This window comes from Bacillus sp. JJ1122 (assembly GCF_036964885.1).
Lineage (GTDB): Bacteria > Bacillota > Bacilli > Bacillales > Cytobacillaceae > Mesobacillus.
In genome coordinates this window covers 34,570-50,193 of record NZ_JBALQL010000024.1, presented here as the reverse complement: position 1 = coordinate 50,193, position 15,624 = coordinate 34,570, and the positions used below count along the sequence as shown (strand labels likewise).

The 15,624-nt window shown below is 39.3% G+C and carries 17 protein-coding genes, 2 pseudogenes and 1 riboswitch; of the genes and pseudogenes, 15 read left to right on the top strand and 4 right to left on the bottom strand.

The features are described from left to right. The first annotated feature begins 207 nt into the window (after window positions 1–207). From V7201_RS14465 to V7201_RS14455, 4 genes and pseudogenes are all read left to right on the top strand, one after another. A complete protein-coding gene (locus V7201_RS14465; protein ID WP_335377448.1) occupies window positions 208–3,390 on the top strand; it encodes a DEAD/DEAH box helicase in 3,183 nt (1,060 codons plus the stop codon). Between the two features lie 119 nt (window positions 3,391–3,509). Further along, window positions 3,510–3,920 (top strand): annotated as a pseudogene (locus V7201_RS23235) (peroxiredoxin family protein); the annotation flags it as partial. A gap of 75 nt (window positions 3,921–3,995) precedes the next feature. Beyond that, window positions 3,996–4,448, top strand: a pseudogene (locus V7201_RS23230) (methyl-accepting chemotaxis protein); the annotation flags it as partial. Between the two features lie 114 nt (window positions 4,449–4,562). Next, on the top strand, window positions 4,563–4,820 hold the full coding sequence (locus V7201_RS14455) for a hypothetical protein (RefSeq protein ID WP_335377447.1): 258 nt from the start codon (window positions 4,563–4,565) through the stop codon (window positions 4,818–4,820). Window positions 4,821–4,922: 102 nt separating this feature from the next. Here V7201_RS14455 and V7201_RS14450 read toward each other — a convergent pair whose 3' ends face one another. Next, on the bottom strand, window positions 4,923–5,768 hold the full coding sequence (locus tag V7201_RS14450) for an STAS domain-containing protein (protein ID WP_335377446.1): 846 nt from the start codon (window positions 5,766–5,768) through the stop codon (window positions 4,923–4,925). Between the two features lie 224 nt (window positions 5,769–5,992). On the opposite strand from V7201_RS14450, the gene V7201_RS14445 reads away from it, so the two are divergent. Both V7201_RS14445 and V7201_RS14440 read left to right on the top strand, forming a co-directional pair. Beyond that, a complete protein-coding gene (locus tag V7201_RS14445) occupies window positions 5,993–6,433 on the top strand; it encodes an SRPBCC domain-containing protein (protein WP_335377445.1) in 441 nt (146 codons plus the stop codon). Between the two features lie 143 nt (window positions 6,434–6,576). Then, window positions 6,577–7,044, top strand: a complete 468-nt coding sequence (locus tag V7201_RS14440; RefSeq protein WP_335377444.1) for a GNAT family N-acetyltransferase — start codon at window positions 6,577–6,579, stop codon at window positions 7,042–7,044. Between the two features lie 59 nt (window positions 7,045–7,103). Here the strand turns inward: V7201_RS14440 and V7201_RS14435 are convergent, their stop codons facing one another. After that, window positions 7,104–8,360, bottom strand: coding sequence for a cation:dicarboxylate symporter family transporter (locus tag V7201_RS14435; RefSeq protein WP_335377512.1), 1,257 nt, complete (start codon window positions 8,358–8,360; stop codon window positions 7,104–7,106). A gap of 114 nt (window positions 8,361–8,474) precedes the next feature. After that, a riboswitch (cyclic di-AMP (ydaO/yuaA leader) is annotated at window positions 8,475–8,615 on the bottom strand. Window positions 8,616–8,946: 331 nt separating this feature from the next. On the opposite strand from V7201_RS14435, the gene V7201_RS14430 reads away from it, so the two are divergent. Both V7201_RS14430 and V7201_RS14425 read left to right on the top strand, forming a co-directional pair. Continuing rightward, window positions 8,947–9,471, top strand: a complete 525-nt coding sequence (locus V7201_RS14430; protein ID WP_335377443.1) for a GNAT family N-acetyltransferase — start codon at window positions 8,947–8,949, stop codon at window positions 9,469–9,471. Window positions 9,472–9,698: 227 nt separating this feature from the next. After that, the gene (locus V7201_RS14425; RefSeq protein ID WP_335377442.1) at window positions 9,699–10,241 is read left to right on the top strand and encodes a GNAT family N-acetyltransferase; all 543 of its coding nucleotides are present in this window, start codon (window positions 9,699–9,701) and stop codon (window positions 10,239–10,241) included. Here the strand turns inward: V7201_RS14425 and V7201_RS14420 are convergent. Next, window positions 10,238–10,750 carry a phosphatase PAP2 family protein gene (locus tag V7201_RS14420; RefSeq protein WP_335377441.1) on the bottom strand — a complete coding sequence of 171 codons (513 nt, stop codon included), beginning with the start codon at window positions 10,748–10,750 and terminating at the stop codon, window positions 10,238–10,240. The genes V7201_RS14425 and V7201_RS14420 overlap by 4 nt on opposite strands. Window positions 10,751–10,872: 122 nt before the next feature. Here V7201_RS14420 and V7201_RS14415 point away from each other — a divergent pair, with 122 nt between their 5' ends. Continuing rightward, window positions 10,873–11,013 carry a hypothetical protein gene (locus V7201_RS14415; protein ID WP_335377440.1) on the top strand — a complete coding sequence of 47 codons (141 nt, stop codon included), beginning with the start codon at window positions 10,873–10,875 and terminating at the stop codon, window positions 11,011–11,013. Window positions 11,014–11,134: 121 nt separating this feature from the next. On the opposite strand, the gene V7201_RS14410 is transcribed toward V7201_RS14415, so the two are convergent. Then, entirely contained in the window at window positions 11,135–11,464 is a 330-nt protein-coding gene (locus tag V7201_RS14410; protein ID WP_335377439.1) for a DUF4257 domain-containing protein, read from the bottom strand. Window positions 11,465–11,743: 279 nt separating this feature from the next. On the opposite strand from V7201_RS14410, the gene V7201_RS14405 reads away from it, so the two are divergent. The 6 genes from V7201_RS14405 to V7201_RS14380 all read left to right on the top strand — a co-directional run bounded on the left by V7201_RS14405 (window position 11,744) and on the right by V7201_RS14380 (window position 15,618). Continuing rightward, window positions 11,744–12,187: an NUDIX hydrolase gene (locus V7201_RS14405; RefSeq protein ID WP_335377438.1), complete on the top strand. Its 444-nt coding sequence runs from the start codon at window positions 11,744–11,746 to the stop codon at window positions 12,185–12,187. A 135-nt stretch (window positions 12,188–12,322) separates the two neighbouring features. Further along, window positions 12,323–12,922, top strand: coding sequence for a kinase (locus V7201_RS14400; protein ID WP_335377511.1), 600 nt, complete (start codon window positions 12,323–12,325; stop codon window positions 12,920–12,922). Between the two features lie 79 nt (window positions 12,923–13,001). Continuing rightward, a complete protein-coding gene (locus tag V7201_RS14395; RefSeq protein WP_335377437.1) occupies window positions 13,002–13,562 on the top strand; it encodes a chloramphenicol phosphotransferase CPT family protein in 561 nt (186 codons plus the stop codon). 19 nt (window positions 13,563–13,581) lie between these two features. Then, window positions 13,582–14,205 carry a DUF4253 domain-containing protein gene (locus tag V7201_RS14390; RefSeq protein WP_335377436.1) on the top strand — a complete coding sequence of 208 codons (624 nt, stop codon included), beginning with the start codon at window positions 13,582–13,584 and terminating at the stop codon, window positions 14,203–14,205. A gap of 4 nt (window positions 14,206–14,209) precedes the next feature. Beyond that, the gene (locus V7201_RS14385; protein ID WP_335377435.1) at window positions 14,210–14,554 is read left to right on the top strand and encodes a hypothetical protein; all 345 of its coding nucleotides are present in this window, start codon (window positions 14,210–14,212) and stop codon (window positions 14,552–14,554) included. A gap of 35 nt (window positions 14,555–14,589) precedes the next feature. Continuing rightward, window positions 14,590–15,618, top strand: a complete 1,029-nt coding sequence (locus V7201_RS14380; RefSeq protein ID WP_335377434.1) for a DUF2332 domain-containing protein — start codon at window positions 14,590–14,592, stop codon at window positions 15,616–15,618. Window positions 15,619–15,624 lie beyond the last annotated feature (6 nt).

The following is a 15,624-nucleotide window of genomic DNA, read 5'->3' as shown; positions in this document are numbered from 1 at the left end:
TACATGCTTTATTAGAAGGCTGTGTTAAAGCTAAATGGTGATTTTTATAACCCTGTTGATTGTAGTGGAAGGTGCGTAGACTCCTGCGGGCTCAGTGCCAGCCCCGCGGAAAGCGAAGCGCCTGGAACGAAAATCAACAGCCTTGTATAACAGAGCCTATTAGAAAAGAGTTTTATAAATTAAAGCATCCTAAGAAGGGAGCAGGTCATGGACATAAAATTGAACCATAAAATGATAAAAGATTTGTGCGGAACTGTTTCCTTCAAGCGTGGGGATGCTTTTTTCCGTGCAGATAAAGTGAAATTTGAAACATATAACCATGAACATGTGGAAGCGTCCGTGACAGGTGCGAATGAATTCCATGTCACTGTTAAAACCGTTGAGGATGGTGGATTCATCACAGCTTGCACTTGTCCGAAATTGGCTTCCGTGAAAAATGAATGCCAGCATACCGCAGCTGTTTTATTGGCGATGATGGATCAACAAAAGCAACACCCGACAGCTGCTTCTTATAATGACGATTCATTCAATGGTCTAGCAGAAGGCTTGCTGTCTATTTTCAGTGAACAGCCACGGAGGTCCAGCGGGTACCAACGGCATTTCGAAACAAGAAAAGTGCTAAATGCAGAGTTCCTATTAAAGCCTATTGAGGCTGGCGACAAGCAAAGCATCATTGGTATTTCGATGAAGATTGGTTCACTACAAATAAAGGACATTAGTGGGTTCTTAAAGTGTGTAAAAGAAGGGAAAGCAAATTCGCTTTCAAATTTGTTCACATATAATCCAATGCTGCATTGCTTTCAAAATGAAGCAGATGCCATCATACAAAAGTTGATTCAGGTTGCATTGGACTCCGACTCAATGCCGAATGGCTTAGAGAGCAATGATGAACATTTAATCATACCGCCGACGATCTGGACCCAATTGCTGCCATTGCTAATAAAGGCTCCGCATGTAAAGCTGGAGCATAATAGTGAATTATTTGATGCTCTTTCTATAACTAATGGCAAATTGCCATTAACATTTAATTTTGAAGTAACAGAGCAAAAGGATTATCGACTGAAAATAAAGGGATTAAAACAGCTTACAGTAATGAACATATATGGGTCTGTTTTACATCGTGGCCAGGTAACACAGCTTGAAACGGCGGATTGTGCTCGTTTGTTTGAGCTAAAACAGATGATTTTGGCAACAGGTACTGAACAGATTCTGGTTACGAGGGATCAAATCGGCTTCTTTGTAGAAAAAGTGGTTCCTGGCTTAAGGAGACTCGGTGAGGTCCAAATAAATGGCGATATCTCGAAGCAGTTTATGAAAACATCGCTTACTGCGAAATTGTACCTTGATCGTGTAAATAATCGCTTGCTTGCGGGACTGGAATTTCACTATGAGAATATCGTTCTCAATCCATTTGAGGGCAGGGAACCAAAGACAGGTTCATTGTTGGTCAGGGATACGGAGAAGGAAGATTTAATCCTTGAAATGATGGAAGAGAGTTCCTTTGCAAAAACGGAAGGCGGATATTTCCTGCATAATGAAGATCTTGAGTATGAGTTTTTGTTTCATATGATGCCAAAGCTTCAGAAGCTAGTGCAAATATACGCCACCACTGCGGTGAGGAATCGGATATTCAGGGAACCAGCACGTCCGCAAATCAGGGTAAAAGTGAAAAAAGAGCGGACCAACTGGCTGGAGTTCAAATTCGAAATGGACAGTGTCCCGGAGAGCCAGATTCGCGAGCTTTTGGAAGCACTGGAGGAAAAACGGAAATATTTCCGATTGCGTAATGGTTCCCTGATGTCACTTGAGACAAGGGAATTTGAAGAAATCCAGCGCTTTTTAAAGGCTGGCCCCATCCAAAATGAGGACTTAGAAAAGGGCTTGAACCTTCCGCTGATCCGGGGAATGCAGGTCCTTGATTCGGTCGACGATCAAGCTGTATTTATGCTGGAGGAATCATTCAAAGAATTTTTAGCTGAAATCAGCCGTCCAGGAAGCAATAAATTCAAATTGCCTGAAAAACTGGATTTGATTTTGCGGGATTACCAGAAACAAGGGTATCAATGGATGAAAACTCTCGCTAGCTATGGATTTGGCGGCATCCTTGCAGATGATATGGGACTAGGAAAGACGTTACAAAGCATTGCCTACATTGCCTCTGTACTCCCTGATTTGAAGAAAAGGAAGCTCCCAGTATTGATTGTTTGTCCATCATCTTTGACGTATAATTGGCTCAGTGAGTTTATGAAATTTGCGCCTGAAATACAGGCTCTCATCATCGATGGCGAAAAACAAGAACGGGCAAAGCTGTTTAAAGAACTCGATGATGTGGATGTAGTCATTACATCTTATATGCTTTTGCGGAGGGACATTCATTTGTATGAAAAACTGTCCTTCCATACGATCTTTTTTGATGAAGCGCAAGCCTTCAAGAATCCTGTTACTCAGACAGCCAAGGCTGTGCTAAAGTTGCAGGCTGAACATCGCTTCGCACTTACAGGTACTCCTGTTGAGAATTCGATAGAAGAATTGTGGTCTATTTTCCGGGTTGTATTCCCTGAGCTCTTTAAAGGGTTGAAGGAGTACAGCCATTTGCCAAGAAAAACAATTGCACGGCGGATCCGCCCCTTTTTACTGCGGAGGATAAAGGAAGACGTTCTTGGAGAGCTGCCGGAAAAAGTAGAGTCGATTGACACGGCCGAATTGCTGCCTGAACAAAAAAAGCTTTATGCGGCATATCTTGCAAAGCTTCGCCATAAAACCCTGAAGCATCTTGATAAAGATACAATCCGGAAGAATCGGATTAAAATCCTGTCTGGCCTGACGAGACTAAGGCAAATTTGTTGCCATCCCGCCCTGTTTGTGGATGGGTATAAGGGGAGTTCAGCCAAATTTGAGCAGCTTCTTAAAATCATCGAAGAAGCAAGACTTTCCGGCAGAAGAGTCCTTATTTTCTCACAGTTTACAAAAATGCTTGGACTGATAGGAAAAGAGCTGACATACCAGGGCATTCCGTTTTTTTACCTGGATGGGCAAACGCCTTCTGAGGAACGAGTGGAGACATGCAATCGATATAATGAGGGGGAGCGGGACTTTTTCTTGATTTCGCTGAAGGCTGGTGGGACCGGTTTGAATTTGACAGGTGCCGATACAGTGATTCTCTATGATTTATGGTGGAACCCAGCGGTTGAGGAGCAGGCTGCAGATCGTGCTCACCGGATGGGTCAAAAAAATACGGTACAGGTAATTAAGCTCATTGCCCGAGGTACAATCGAGGAAAAAATGAATGAACTTCAGGATCGAAAAAGAAATATGATTGAAGAGATTATAGAAGAAAAGGCAACCGCATCACTAACTGAAGAAGATATCCGGGAAATCTTGATGATTTAGAGCTTATAGAGAGTTGTGACTTTAAGATTAAAAAATATAAGCCGATAATAATGCTGATGTTCTTTTCAAGACTGAATGCATAAAGAGGAGAGAATTTATTGGCTAATAAAGGATTGAATGTGGGAAAACAGGCACCGGATTTTACTTTGCCTGGCACGAACAATAAACAATATACCTTATCAGACTACAGTGAGCAGCCGGTCATTCTCATTTTTTTAAGGGGAACGTGGTGACCGAATTGCCGGAATCAGCTGGTCCAGCTGAACGAATTTTATGAAGTTTTAATAGAAAAAGGGATCCAGATCCTGGGGATTGCCGGACAGAACTTAAATGGAATTCAGGCATACGTGGATAAGGAAGGAATCGAGATACCGATCCTTTCGGATGAAAAAAGAGCAGTCATCAAAGAATACGAGGTATTCGTCCCAATTAAATGGGATAGCTTCCGAATCGCGATCCCAAGTACATACGTTTTGGATAAAAACCATACAATCCAGTACAGTTATATTGGAGATTCTCAATTTGACCGTCCTGCGGTAGAAGAAATTATCCAGATAGCCAAAAATCTAGAGGGCACATCTGAAGGATCAGGACAAGCTGCAGATATGAGCCAAGCTTCGGTTTTTGTTGGAGCGATGAAGGAGACATTCAACGACATTGTTTTCTCGACCCAAACAATCAAGCAAAGCGTTAACCACAATTTATCTTCAATTGACGAGCTAGCTGCTCAGTTCGAGCAGAATAATGAGGCACTTTCACAATTTTTCTCTGTCTTCGAGCAGATGGAATCCAAAATAAATACGTATAGTGATACGATTCGCAGAGTGGTAGAGGAAACGTCGGCTATCTCTGCAGATAATAAACAGGCTTCAGCGCATATGGCACAGACTTCTGAATTGCTTAAGGAGCTTGTGAGCCTGACGCAAATGGTCGGCAGCATAAGTTCAACGATTTCTGGGATTGCCGCCCAGACGAAAATCCTGGCCCTTAATGCATCAATCGAGGCAGCACGTGCCGGTGAGCATGGAAAAGGGTTTTCTGTAGTGGCAAAGGAAGTTTGAAAGCTTGCGACTGCATCAGCCGAAGCTTCGCAAGATATTTCAGCCCAGCTCAATGGAATTGAAACTAAAATTAACTCAAGCTTTGATTCATTTAAGGATTTTGATGGTCTAATGCATCAAATTGATGCCAAGGTTCAAGGTCAAAACAAGGAATTAAATGATGTATCTTCAGGAATCCGGTCCATTCGCAATGAAAGCTCTGAGCTTGCTGAAAGCCTTAGAAAGATGACAGAACAGCAGCAGATGCAGCAGAAAAGGATTTTGTCTGTCAAAGAGCAGGAGTATACAATTGCGTCTGAAATAGAAGGAATCCACAAGGACATAGAGGAAAATAATAATCTTCTCCTAGAATTGGATAAAAGGGTTTAAGATTTATTGGCGGAAAATCATTTAGTGAACTTGAATTAATCGATAATTTTTCACCAAAAACCCCCTTGTGCTATACAAGGGGGTTAACTTGTTTCTTTTAACTTACATCATTTTTTCAATATCAAGATAATGCCTTAGGGTTTGTTGCAGTGTTCCTCTTGTCTCTGCCTTCTGGACAAAGTTAATTCCTGTATGAATCATATTTCTCACTAGCTCAGGGCGCATTCCTGTAATCACAGCCTTTGAGCCCATCATGTTGATGCCATTCAATACTTTTTGGAAATGGTCAATGACGTTTTTTTCCATGTCAGCAATACCGGATAGATCCATAATCAGAGTTTGGACTTTAAGACGGGAAATATCCATAAGGACTTTTTCCTCGATAATCTGCATACGGTATTCATCGATCATGCCAATCAAAGGCAATACTGCCACTGAAGTGCTGATTGGAATGATCGGAACAGATAAATGTTCAACTAATTTCCTTTGAGAGTTCAAAAGCTCATCCTTATATTTGGTATAGCTCAGGAAGAATGTATTCAAAAATTGGTCAACCTGGTCGTTTATTCTCTTTTCCAGCTCGAAGAAATCGTTTTTATCACTAAATTTCCCGTTCATAATTTCAAACTGATTCAAAAATTGCCATAATGTACGTCTGATTGCCTGGATCCATTCCAGCTTGAAGGCTACAGTCAAGGAATGTTCTGCCCAAGCAACGCCCTCTATTTCGGCAAAAGCAATTAGACTTTCTTCATCCTGTTCTACAATATATCCCACTAATTTTTCAGCGTTTTTTAAAAGGTCGATGTTGCCTCTCTGCAAAATATCATGGATTTTGGATGCTACATTAACAGCTTCTGATAATAACTTCTTTTCGAAAATTTCCCTGTTAGCTCTAATGAATTCGATTACATCATCTTTTTGAACATAGGTAGCTTCGGCTTCCATTATGTGCACTCCTTAGAATAATCAATTTTATAAGTAAATGAAGAAATATTAGTTTACACCATCGATATAGGTAAAACCTTCCTGCTTGCTACTTTAACAAAGCCTGTTTGCAAATTCAAATATTTGCAGGATTCCGCTTTAAATTAGTAGTTTGGAAGGAATTCAGCTGCCTTTAAGCGAAATGATTATGAATAAATTATATCGTAAATTTGGGTGGAATTAAAATGATACTAACTGTCAACGTCGAGAAGGTTATTTCCAGGGACTGTGATGAGGTCTTTGAAGCCCTATCTAACCCAGCACAGATGCGCCATTATTTTATTTCAAGTAGCAGCGGCAAGCTAGAGGCAGGCAAGGATGTAATCTGGAGATGGGAGGATGTGGGCGCTGAATTGTCCATTAGGGTTTTACAGGCAGACAAGGCAAGTAAAACCATCGAATTTCATTGGGATGCAAGTGGAATTAAAACCAGGGTTAAAATCACTTTAGAGCAAGCTGGGAAGAAAACAGTAGTCAAAATATATGAGACAGGCTGGGAAAGTAACGAGGAAGGGATTCAGCGTTATGGACAGCAAATCGAGGGATGGGTTGACATGGTTACATGCATGAAAGCTTATCTGGAGTTTGGAATTAATTTAAGGGCAGGCAAAGTAGTTGGGGAATGAATGACTGGTAAATTTCATGTTATTGAGTGTAAATGTTATCTTAGTCTGACCAACGATTAAGTAATAATAGTTAAAGATCATGGAATGATCCTGAGCTGTTGGTGTAGGTTTCATAAAAAAAAGAATAGAATGGGAGATTTTAAATGAAAGTTACACTAAAACCTATTACAAAAGGAAACTGGGAAGAAGCCAGCAATTTAACTGTTAAAGAGGAGCAAAAGCATTTTATCGCTTCAAATTTATATTCGATTGCAGAGGTCCAGTTTCTTGAAAATTTTAAGGCATCGGGAATTTATTCTGATGAAAAGATGATTGGATTTGCAATGTATGGCATCGACCCGGAGGACAATAATTTTTGGATTTACCGTTTAATGCTTGATCAGGCATATCAGGGGAATGGTTTTGGAGCAACAGCAGTAAAATTAATTGTGGATGAGATTAAGAGCAACAACTCTGCTTGTATTCCTTTTATCATGATTGGCTACCATCCAGAGAATGATGGGGCACGGTATGCATATAAAAAGGCTGGATTTGTTGAAACTGAAATGGCGCCTTGGGGAGAGCAGCTCGCTGCGTATAAATTAGGTGAATCGATAGAAGCAGCGGAATAAAATGCAGAAAATAAAGAAAGCCAGCATGTGGTTTATACCAAGCTGGCTTTCTGTCTCTATTATGAAGCTTTATTGATAACAGATGGAGATTTTCCTGGTTGGAAGACGCCTTCCCATTTGGCAATGACAATTGCAGCAAGAGAATTTCCAACGACATTCACAGCAGTTCTTCCCATATCAAGGATTCTGTCAATACCTGCTATGAATGCCAAGCCTTCGACAGGTAGTCCTACTGTACCGAGTGTTGCTAAGAGAACGACGAAGGAAACACCAGGAACTCCGGCGATTCCTTTTGAGGTCACCATTAATACAAGCATTAAGGATACTTGCTCACCTATACTCATATCGATACCGTACATTTGGGCAATAAAAATCGCAGCCAATGCCTGGTAAAGTGTGGAGCCATCCAGATTAAAGGAATAGCCAGTTGGAATAACGAAAGAAGTAATATGCTTAGGAGCTCCTTCTTTCTCCATTTTATCCATAATTCTAGGCAATACCGTTTCGGAGCTTGCCGTTGAGAATGCTAAAATTAATTCATCTTTTAGAGTTAAGATTAATTTGAAGATGTTGTAGCCTGCGATTTTAGCTACAAGGCCCAGCACACCGATCACAAAGAAAATCATTGTTCCATATACTGTCAGGACCAGTTTACCGAGAGGAATCAAGGATTCTAATCCGAATTTAGAAACAGTTACACCAATTAGGGCAAATACACCAAAAGGTGCGAACTTCATGATTTGGTTTGTTGCATAGAACATGGCATCAGCCGTTCCCTGGAAAAATGCGATAACAGGCTTTCCTTTATCACCAATTGCGGAGATCCCTAGTCCAAATACGAGGGAAAAGAAAATGATTGCAAGCATGTCGCCGTCTGCAATCGCTGCGATTGGATTGGTTGGCACGATCTCAACCAATGTAGTAATCATCGATTTTGTTTCCTGCGTTTCTGCAGTATTTACATAACTAGCAATATCGGTTTTATCGAGTTGGCTCATATTTACTCCAGCACCTGGATGGAATACATTTGCAGCAATGAGCCCTACGATGATCGCAATGGTCGTGATGATTTCGAAATAAAGGAGCGTCTTACCGCCAATCTTTCCTAACTGCTTAATGTCGCCGACACCAGCTACAGCCACAATGATACTGGCAACAACGATCGGCACGACAATCATCTTAATCAACCGGAGAAAAATATCTCCAATCGGCTGCAGGTATGTAGCAACCGCAGGATTTCCAAAGAATACTGCCCCCGCGATTATACCAAGAACCAGTCCGATAAAAATTTGACCAGCTAAACTGATTTTTTTCATCTGCATTTCCTCACCTTCTGTAAAATTCTATGCTGAAAAAGCAATTGGCAAGGGAAACAAGATTTATTCCTCCGCAAAAAAAGACACTATGGGTGCCTTTTACAGAGTATTCTCCTCTGTTCCCTTAGTCGCTTACGAGGTTAGCTGCCGGGTTAGGAATTGGAAACACAAATCCCCTTCGTAAAGAATTCACCCCAGGCGGAAACCGCCGATTGGTTCCCCCGTTCTTTTAAAAAGATTAAGCGGTAAAATATATTGGTTTATATTATATCAATATTATAAATATGTAAATGTTAATTGATTTCCAGAGTATAGTTTCCTATTGAAGAATAAGAAATCAGTGGATAAGTTTGATATTCTATATGTGGACTTTGAGGCAGGAAGCATTTGGAAAATAGCGATTGTTGCCGATGTATAGGTAAAGTCGACTGGATGAGAGAAGCAGAAGCGATAGATGTAGAGGCGTATATCACGAGTGGAATTCATTGAAAAAATACTATACCTTTTTCAGCAGCCATCTTTTTCCCAGGCAATCAATAAAGTCCGTAAAATAAATAAAAACTTTTCAACAAGGAGATATGTAAAAATGAATGATCAAGTATATTTAATCAAACCAACAGTTGAAATGGAAAAGGAATATTTAGATTTTTACCTTGAATGGAAGGAAAGCGGGGAAGTGATGATTCCTTGGGTGATTGAAAAGGATCCAACTGATTTTCATGGCATGATCGAGTTTTTGCGGAAAAGTGAGAAAGGTGTAAATCTTCCAGAGGGCTGGGTTCCTGATTCTACTTATTGGCTGGTGAATGGAGATAACCGGGTCTTAGGTGCAGTGAACATTAGGCATGCACTTACAGAAAGACTATTTAATAGCGGCGGACATATTGGCTATGGAATCCGACCGACTGAACGCCGCAAAGGCTTTGCAACTGCAATATTATCTTTAGCATTAGAAAAGACAAGGAAACTAGGGATTGATAAAGTACTAGTTGTCTGCGATGCGACCAATATTGCATCAGAGCGGACAATATTAAAAAATGGCGGTCAGCAGGATGTTAGTTTTACAGAGGAAGACGGCAATATTGTTAAACGGTTCTGGATAGAACTTTGATGGCCAGCCTGTCAACTGGAGAAAAAACGAGGTGCACTGCTGAAAAAATGAGTACAAATTGGAAATAAGCGCCACTAACTGGAGAAAAAGAATTAATTATTCTGTGTGACTATTTATAGTTCATGGCAGGAAGAAGTCACAAGCAATATTGCAGGGGTTTTATTATCCTCTTTGAAGACAAAAGTTGTCGTGAAAATGATATTTGCTTAATAAAAAGGAGAATTTTAATGCTGTTCCAATGCGGAAAGTTAAAAGTGCGAGAATTAGAAAATAAGGATGCTGCTTTATTGGCTAAGTGGCTTTCGAATCCGGCAGTACTTGAGTTTTACGAAGGACGAGATTGTTCTTTTGATTTGGAAAAGGTTAGGGATGTGTTTTTTACATCCGATTCTGGTGAAACGCGATGCATTGTTCTATTTGAGGACCAAGAAATAGGCTACATTCAATTTTATGAATTGGCAAAGTCGGACTGCTATAATTTTGGTTTATACATATCTGATATCATATACGGAATAGATCAGTTTATCGGGGAAACGGAATATTGGAACAAAGGTATCGGACAGATCTTAATGCGCTCAATGCTTGACTATTTGCTGGGTCAAAAAGGAGCGGACCTTGTTGTTGTCGATCCGCAAACCTGGAATGAAAGGGCAATAGCCTGTTATGCAAAAGTGGGATTCACAAAGTACAAACTCTTGCCTAAACATGAATGGCATGAAGGAGAACTTCGGGACAGCTGGTTGATGCAATATAAAGCAAAAAAAGGTTAATTTTCCTGGCCAGATCTTTTACCAGAAAATATGTGTGTAACGATGCTGGAAAACGAGCCTAAAAACGCGCTGCCAATTATATCGGACGGATAATGATGTCCAACCCATATCCTTGAGAAACCTGTTATCGCAGACATGCTGAACATGAAGATTCCTAGTGTTCGATGATACAAGAAAATGGTTGTAGAGACAGCAAAGGCTAGCAGTGTATGTTTGCTTGGGAAGGTTGAATCCATCTTTGAGGGAATGAGGATCCCTACGCGTCTTTTCTGAAAAGGACGGGGTTTATAATTAAATAATTTAAATAAAATATGGATAAATAATGCGGATAAGATTGAGCCGGCGGTTTCAAAAGTAATCCTCTTTTTAAATCGGTTTTTGATCAAAAAAATAACTATTAGCGAAATATATATATAGCGAATTCTTTTGGAAATGAGAATCATCAATTTATCAACGATCAAGTTGCGTCCTGACAGCTGATTGATTAACTGAAAAAATCTAAGGTCCATCGGAGAGCTCCTTCAAGTTGTTTTGGTTATTTTCTCCGGAAAGTTATGAAACATGTATGGAAACAACCTTCAATAGCTGGATAAATCAGGATAACAACTGAAGTTTCAGGAGGGGACGAGCAATGATGGAATTGAGAAGGATAAAAGACGTTAATGAAAAAACAGATCTTATTGCCAAATCACAACGGCATTATATTCAATCATATAAAATGGCTGGATTTATTGAAAAACATTATCTGCCTTTTTGTTTTTGGATCAAGTAGGTAATGAAGATAAAAGTGGATTTTAAGAAGAGGTTTAAAAGTTTCCCAAGTTCATTTTCACCAAAAAAAAATCAAGCACTCGTGTAGCTGCTTGAACAATAATGCAGCAAACTTCTTTCTGTCATGCTGAGGTATTGGTTTTTTCATTGCCGATATCCTCCGCGCCTCGGTTACTGTTGTCTACTCTAAACAATTCAAGCCCCCTTAGTAATGCATCTCCACCAAAGCCAGCCATAATTGACATCAAAAATACTCTTAAAAGTGAATCAGCCTCTGACGATACTACGAGCAATGCAGCAGTTAAGGACCCCGTAAGAATTTCTTCTAAAAAACCAAGATAGATGAACTTCTTCGTTTTTCTGGGCATGATGATCTTGCCTCGTTTTCTTACATGGCCCGTCAATCCAACAAAACCACCAATCAACATTGCGAAAATAATGTTTTCTGACATTCTTCCTCACACTCCTAAAGTCTAAATTTTTTTTGGCTGACCTTAGGTAACTCTTGGTGTATTACTATTATACAAATATCAATAGGAGAAAAGCATGTGTAAATTTAACGAATTTTCAGTATATTAAAATTAGTAAAAACTATGTGTAACTTTTTCCGATAATGCTTTTTTAATGTAATAATCGGACGTCCTGAAAAAGTTACAGGTCTTTAGACTCAAAGGAGGAATTAAGATCAGGTTAGGAGAAGATTTATAAAACAAAATATAAAGGAGCTAAACATGTTCATTATTAATGTTGAGGGTGCTATATATAGGAACGGAAAGTGGCTTATCATTGAAAGAAGCTTAAAAGAAGAACACGCAGGAGGCCAATTATCATTAGTAGGCGGTACTGTTGAGAATGAGGGCAATACAAAGGGCTTACTTGAAAGAACATTAAAAAGAGAGTTGTATGAAGAAGTCGGAGTTACGATTAAGGAAAAAGTTCAATACGTTCGCAATACAACTTTTATGATTGGAGATGGAAAAGAAGTCATGGATTTTGTATTTCTTGCTGAGATCGAGTCTGGTGAACCTTTTGCAAAAAGCACGGAAGAAGTTGAAGAGGTATTATGGCTTACAGCCGATGAAATTTATACCCATCCAAAATCGCCAATCTGGCTGAAGGAAAGCATTCAAGAGGCTGAGGTAATAAAACGGAGCAAGGAAGCAATAAATCTTTAGCTGCCTGGTTAGGCAGCATTCTTTATGAAAAGGAAATATAAGCCATTGTGGAGAAATATTATATAAATATTGTCTGCTAGCGTTATTCAGAAGAAAATTTAGTTGTGAAAGGTGAGAGGAGCTGCAGTGGATGTCATACAACAATTCACATCACTATTTAAGTCAGTGAAACGAGGAGAGCGGTTTGTTTTAGGAATTGATGGCTTGAGCAGGTCAGGAAAAACCACACTTGTTAAAGGGCTCGCCAAGGTATTAGAGAATTTGAACATTCCGTATCGCATCCTGCATATAGATGATTTCATTGTAGATAGGTCAAAACGTTATAATACCGGGAAGGATGAATGGTATGAATATTATTCTCTCCAGTGGGATGTACTCTGGCTTAAAGAGCATTTTTTTGAAAAACTTCTTATTTCGGATACACTTTTACTGCCTTTTTATGATCATGAAAAAGACCAGCAAGAGTTGAAAGAGGTAGGGTTGAAAGATGCAGCAGTAGTCATTGTAGAAGGCGTTTTCCTTTTAAGAGAGGAATGGGGAAGTTTATTTGACTATACTGTATTTCTTGATTGTCCAAGGGAATTCAGGTTTTCCCGTGAAAATAGTGATACGCAACGAAACCTTCAAAAATTCGAAGAGAGATATTGGAGGGCAGAAGATTTTTATTTGGAGACCGAATCACCGAAGGATAAGGCTGATTTGATTATTTCTTGTCAGTTATTAAATATGACTTGAGATAGCAACTGATAACAACTATTCAGTGACGCTTCGTCATTCTATGCAATATTTAAAAAGAAATCATCGGAGGGACAATATGAATAAAGGTAAGATTATTTTGTTGAACGGGGTATCTAGTTTTGGTAAATCTTCTTTGTCTAACGAACTTGTAAAGCTGCTGCCGGAATTTTTCCATTTTAGTATTGATGACTTTGATACCATCATCGAACGGATGGAAGATAGAGAGTATGAAAGATTGATACCAGTTCCAACTGAGCATTTTTTTCATAGGAATCTTGCAATGTTTTCGGAAAAGGGAGTCAATCTGATCGTAGATCATATCCTTCATGATGAGGATACTTTTAAGGATTGTATAGCGATACTCGAGCATTATCCCGTGTTTTTTGTGGGAGTGCATTGTCCTGCTGATGAACTTAAACGGAGAGAAATAGCCAGGGGTAATCGGACGATTGGCCAAGCTGTTAGACAACTGGATTTTGTTCATCAGCAAAAAGAGGTTTATGACGTTGAAGTGGATACGTTTCAAATGAGTTTGCAATCAGCAGCAAAAGTGATTGCTGTAAAGTTGGATGAGATGAAGGCACCTGCAGGCTGGAGTAATACTGTTGAGAATTTCAAGCAAACAAACCTTTCATAGATTAGAAGGTGATGAATAAATGGGCTGGAAGGAACTATTTAGCTTCGCTAAAAATGAGGCAAAGCAAGTGAACGCAGAAGAATTAGCTGTTCAGTCAGGATTTGTAGAAGAAGTGATAAAAGTTATAAAAAGTGCTGCAAATACAGATATTCAGCCTTTTTATTATAAAGATTTACATTCAGAAGGTGCTGCCAAAGCAATTGGATTATCTTTTAATACGAAAGAGGAAACTGCGGAAGGTCAGCTTTATAAACTGAAAACAGAATTAAAGCCTTTGGGCGCCTTAGCATTTATAACTGAAAGAAAAAACAAAACAGCTAGTGTGGCTATTGTTATGGGTAACGACCAGTTTGACATCATTAAAATCCAGCAGACGAATGGAGAAAACTACGACATTAGTAATATTGAAGTAATAGTTAAATTGAAGGAGTGGCACAACCGATATTCCTTTACCATAATTGGCGCGAATCATGATTGGGTAGAAGCGGATTTTATCGAGTTGCCGAATTCTAAAGATCTGAAATCTTTCGCAAAAGAAATTTATCAATTTTGCCCAGACATAGTCGACCAGGGAACTGGGAGTTTGGAAGGTCTTATTGAAGAGCTGGAAGAGTCAAAAAAGTTGTTTTTGTGGTGGGATTAACGGTATGAGAAAGATGAAAATAAAAGTTCATCAGAGCTTATTATTCTTTTCTTTTGCTATTGGATGGATAGCAGTATCGATCACACCATTGTTTGATACCGTTATCGTTACTACAGAATATGATTTAACAAAGCACAGACTTGGTTTTCCCTTGCCAATCATAGAACAGCATACATCGTTAACGCCGCTCGAGGATGCATATCCGTTTCAATTAGGAATGGTAAATCCCCAAGGGCATCCTACTTCCCTGCTAATAGGGAACTATGCATTGCAGGTCATTTTTGCAAGTATATCCGTTTATTTATTAATGAGGATTATTGCTAATTTATTCAGAACTTATAGAAGATAACGAAACCATTATTGGTTAACAGGGTGGTGGAAGATTTGAGTGCTATTCATCCAGCTGAAAAATTTAGAGATTTCGCAATGAATGAGTGCAGGAATTCAAGTCCATTATATGAATTTCTTGCGATGAAAATAGCTGAGGACAAGGAAATTCTTCGTATCGCTTCAAAAGTAAGGGAAGGCCAGCCTATCCCGAATCTGCTTTTTGGGGCAGTTCATTATCTATTGTTAAAAGGATATGAGCATGAGTTGACAAAGTTTTACTCAAGCCTGGTAAAAAAACCTATAGAGTTCGAAGAGTCCTTTGAGTATTTCAGGGATTTCTGCATACAAAATTCCGTGGAAATCAACGAAATATTTAAAAGCAAGATTGTGCAAACAAATGAAGTCAGAAGGTGCTCCTATCTTTATCCAGCTTTTAGCTATATATACAGAAATACTCAAAGACCTCTGGCTTTAATTGAAATAGGCACAAGTGCCGGGCTTCAGCTCTTAGTTGAGAAATACAGATACTCGTATGATACGGAGCAGAATTATGGCTCTGAAGATTCAAGTGTACATATTTCAGCTGAAATAAGGGGTGAACATAATCCCTTAGATCAGTTAAGCAAATTCAAGGTGGCTTCTAGAATAGGAGTAGATCTTCATATAAATGATGTATCAGATGATGAAGATTTTTTATGGCTTAAAGCACTTATCTGGCCTGAACATCATGAAAGACGCGAGCTTTTCGAAACGGCAGCAAGCTACGTAAGGAATAACCCCGTAAAATTAATCGAGGGTGATGGAGTTGAAATACTCAACAGCCTTTCAAACAATATTCCGGATGATCAGATTATTTGTGTGTTCCATACTCATGTTGCCAATCAAATGCCTTTGAAAACGAAGGAAAGACTCCTTCAGAACATAAGAAATATCGGAGAGAAGCGGGACATTTTCCACCTGTATAACAATATTCAGGACAGGGACCTTCACCTTGATTCCTACTTGAATGGAAAAGAAAGCTTAAATAAAATAGCGGAAACTGAAGGGCATGGCAGATGGTTTAAATGGCTTATGAGGGAATAGTTCTGT

Coding starts and splice junctions, on each gene's coding strand:
- V7201_RS14465 (WP_335377448.1), top strand. CDS start 208: ATGGACATAAAATTGAACCATAAAATGATAAAAGATTTGTGCGGAACT.
- V7201_RS14455 (WP_335377447.1), top strand. CDS start 4,563: ATGCATCAAATTGATGCCAAGGTTCAAGGTCAAAACAAGGAATTAAAT.
- V7201_RS14450 (WP_335377446.1), bottom strand. CDS start 5,768: ATGGAAGCCGAAGCTACCTATGTTCAAAAAGATGATGTAATCGAATTC.
- V7201_RS14445 (WP_335377445.1), top strand. CDS start 5,993: ATGATACTAACTGTCAACGTCGAGAAGGTTATTTCCAGGGACTGTGAT.
- V7201_RS14440 (WP_335377444.1), top strand. CDS start 6,577: ATGAAAGTTACACTAAAACCTATTACAAAAGGAAACTGGGAAGAAGCC.
- V7201_RS14435 (WP_335377512.1), bottom strand. CDS start 8,360: ATGAAAAAAATCAGTTTAGCTGGTCAAATTTTTATCGGACTGGTTCTT.
- V7201_RS14430 (WP_335377443.1), top strand. CDS start 8,947: ATGAATGATCAAGTATATTTAATCAAACCAACAGTTGAAATGGAAAAG.
- V7201_RS14425 (WP_335377442.1), top strand. CDS start 9,699: ATGCTGTTCCAATGCGGAAAGTTAAAAGTGCGAGAATTAGAAAATAAG.
- V7201_RS14420 (WP_335377441.1), bottom strand. CDS start 10,750: ATGGACCTTAGATTTTTTCAGTTAATCAATCAGCTGTCAGGACGCAAC.
- V7201_RS14415 (WP_335377440.1), top strand. CDS start 10,873: ATGATGGAATTGAGAAGGATAAAAGACGTTAATGAAAAAACAGATCTT.
- V7201_RS14410 (WP_335377439.1), bottom strand. CDS start 11,464: ATGTCAGAAAACATTATTTTCGCAATGTTGATTGGTGGTTTTGTTGGA.
- V7201_RS14405 (WP_335377438.1), top strand. CDS start 11,744: ATGTTCATTATTAATGTTGAGGGTGCTATATATAGGAACGGAAAGTGG.
- V7201_RS14395 (WP_335377437.1), top strand. CDS start 13,002: ATGAATAAAGGTAAGATTATTTTGTTGAACGGGGTATCTAGTTTTGGT.
- V7201_RS14390 (WP_335377436.1), top strand. CDS start 13,582: ATGGGCTGGAAGGAACTATTTAGCTTCGCTAAAAATGAGGCAAAGCAA.
- V7201_RS14385 (WP_335377435.1), top strand. CDS start 14,210: ATGAGAAAGATGAAAATAAAAGTTCATCAGAGCTTATTATTCTTTTCT.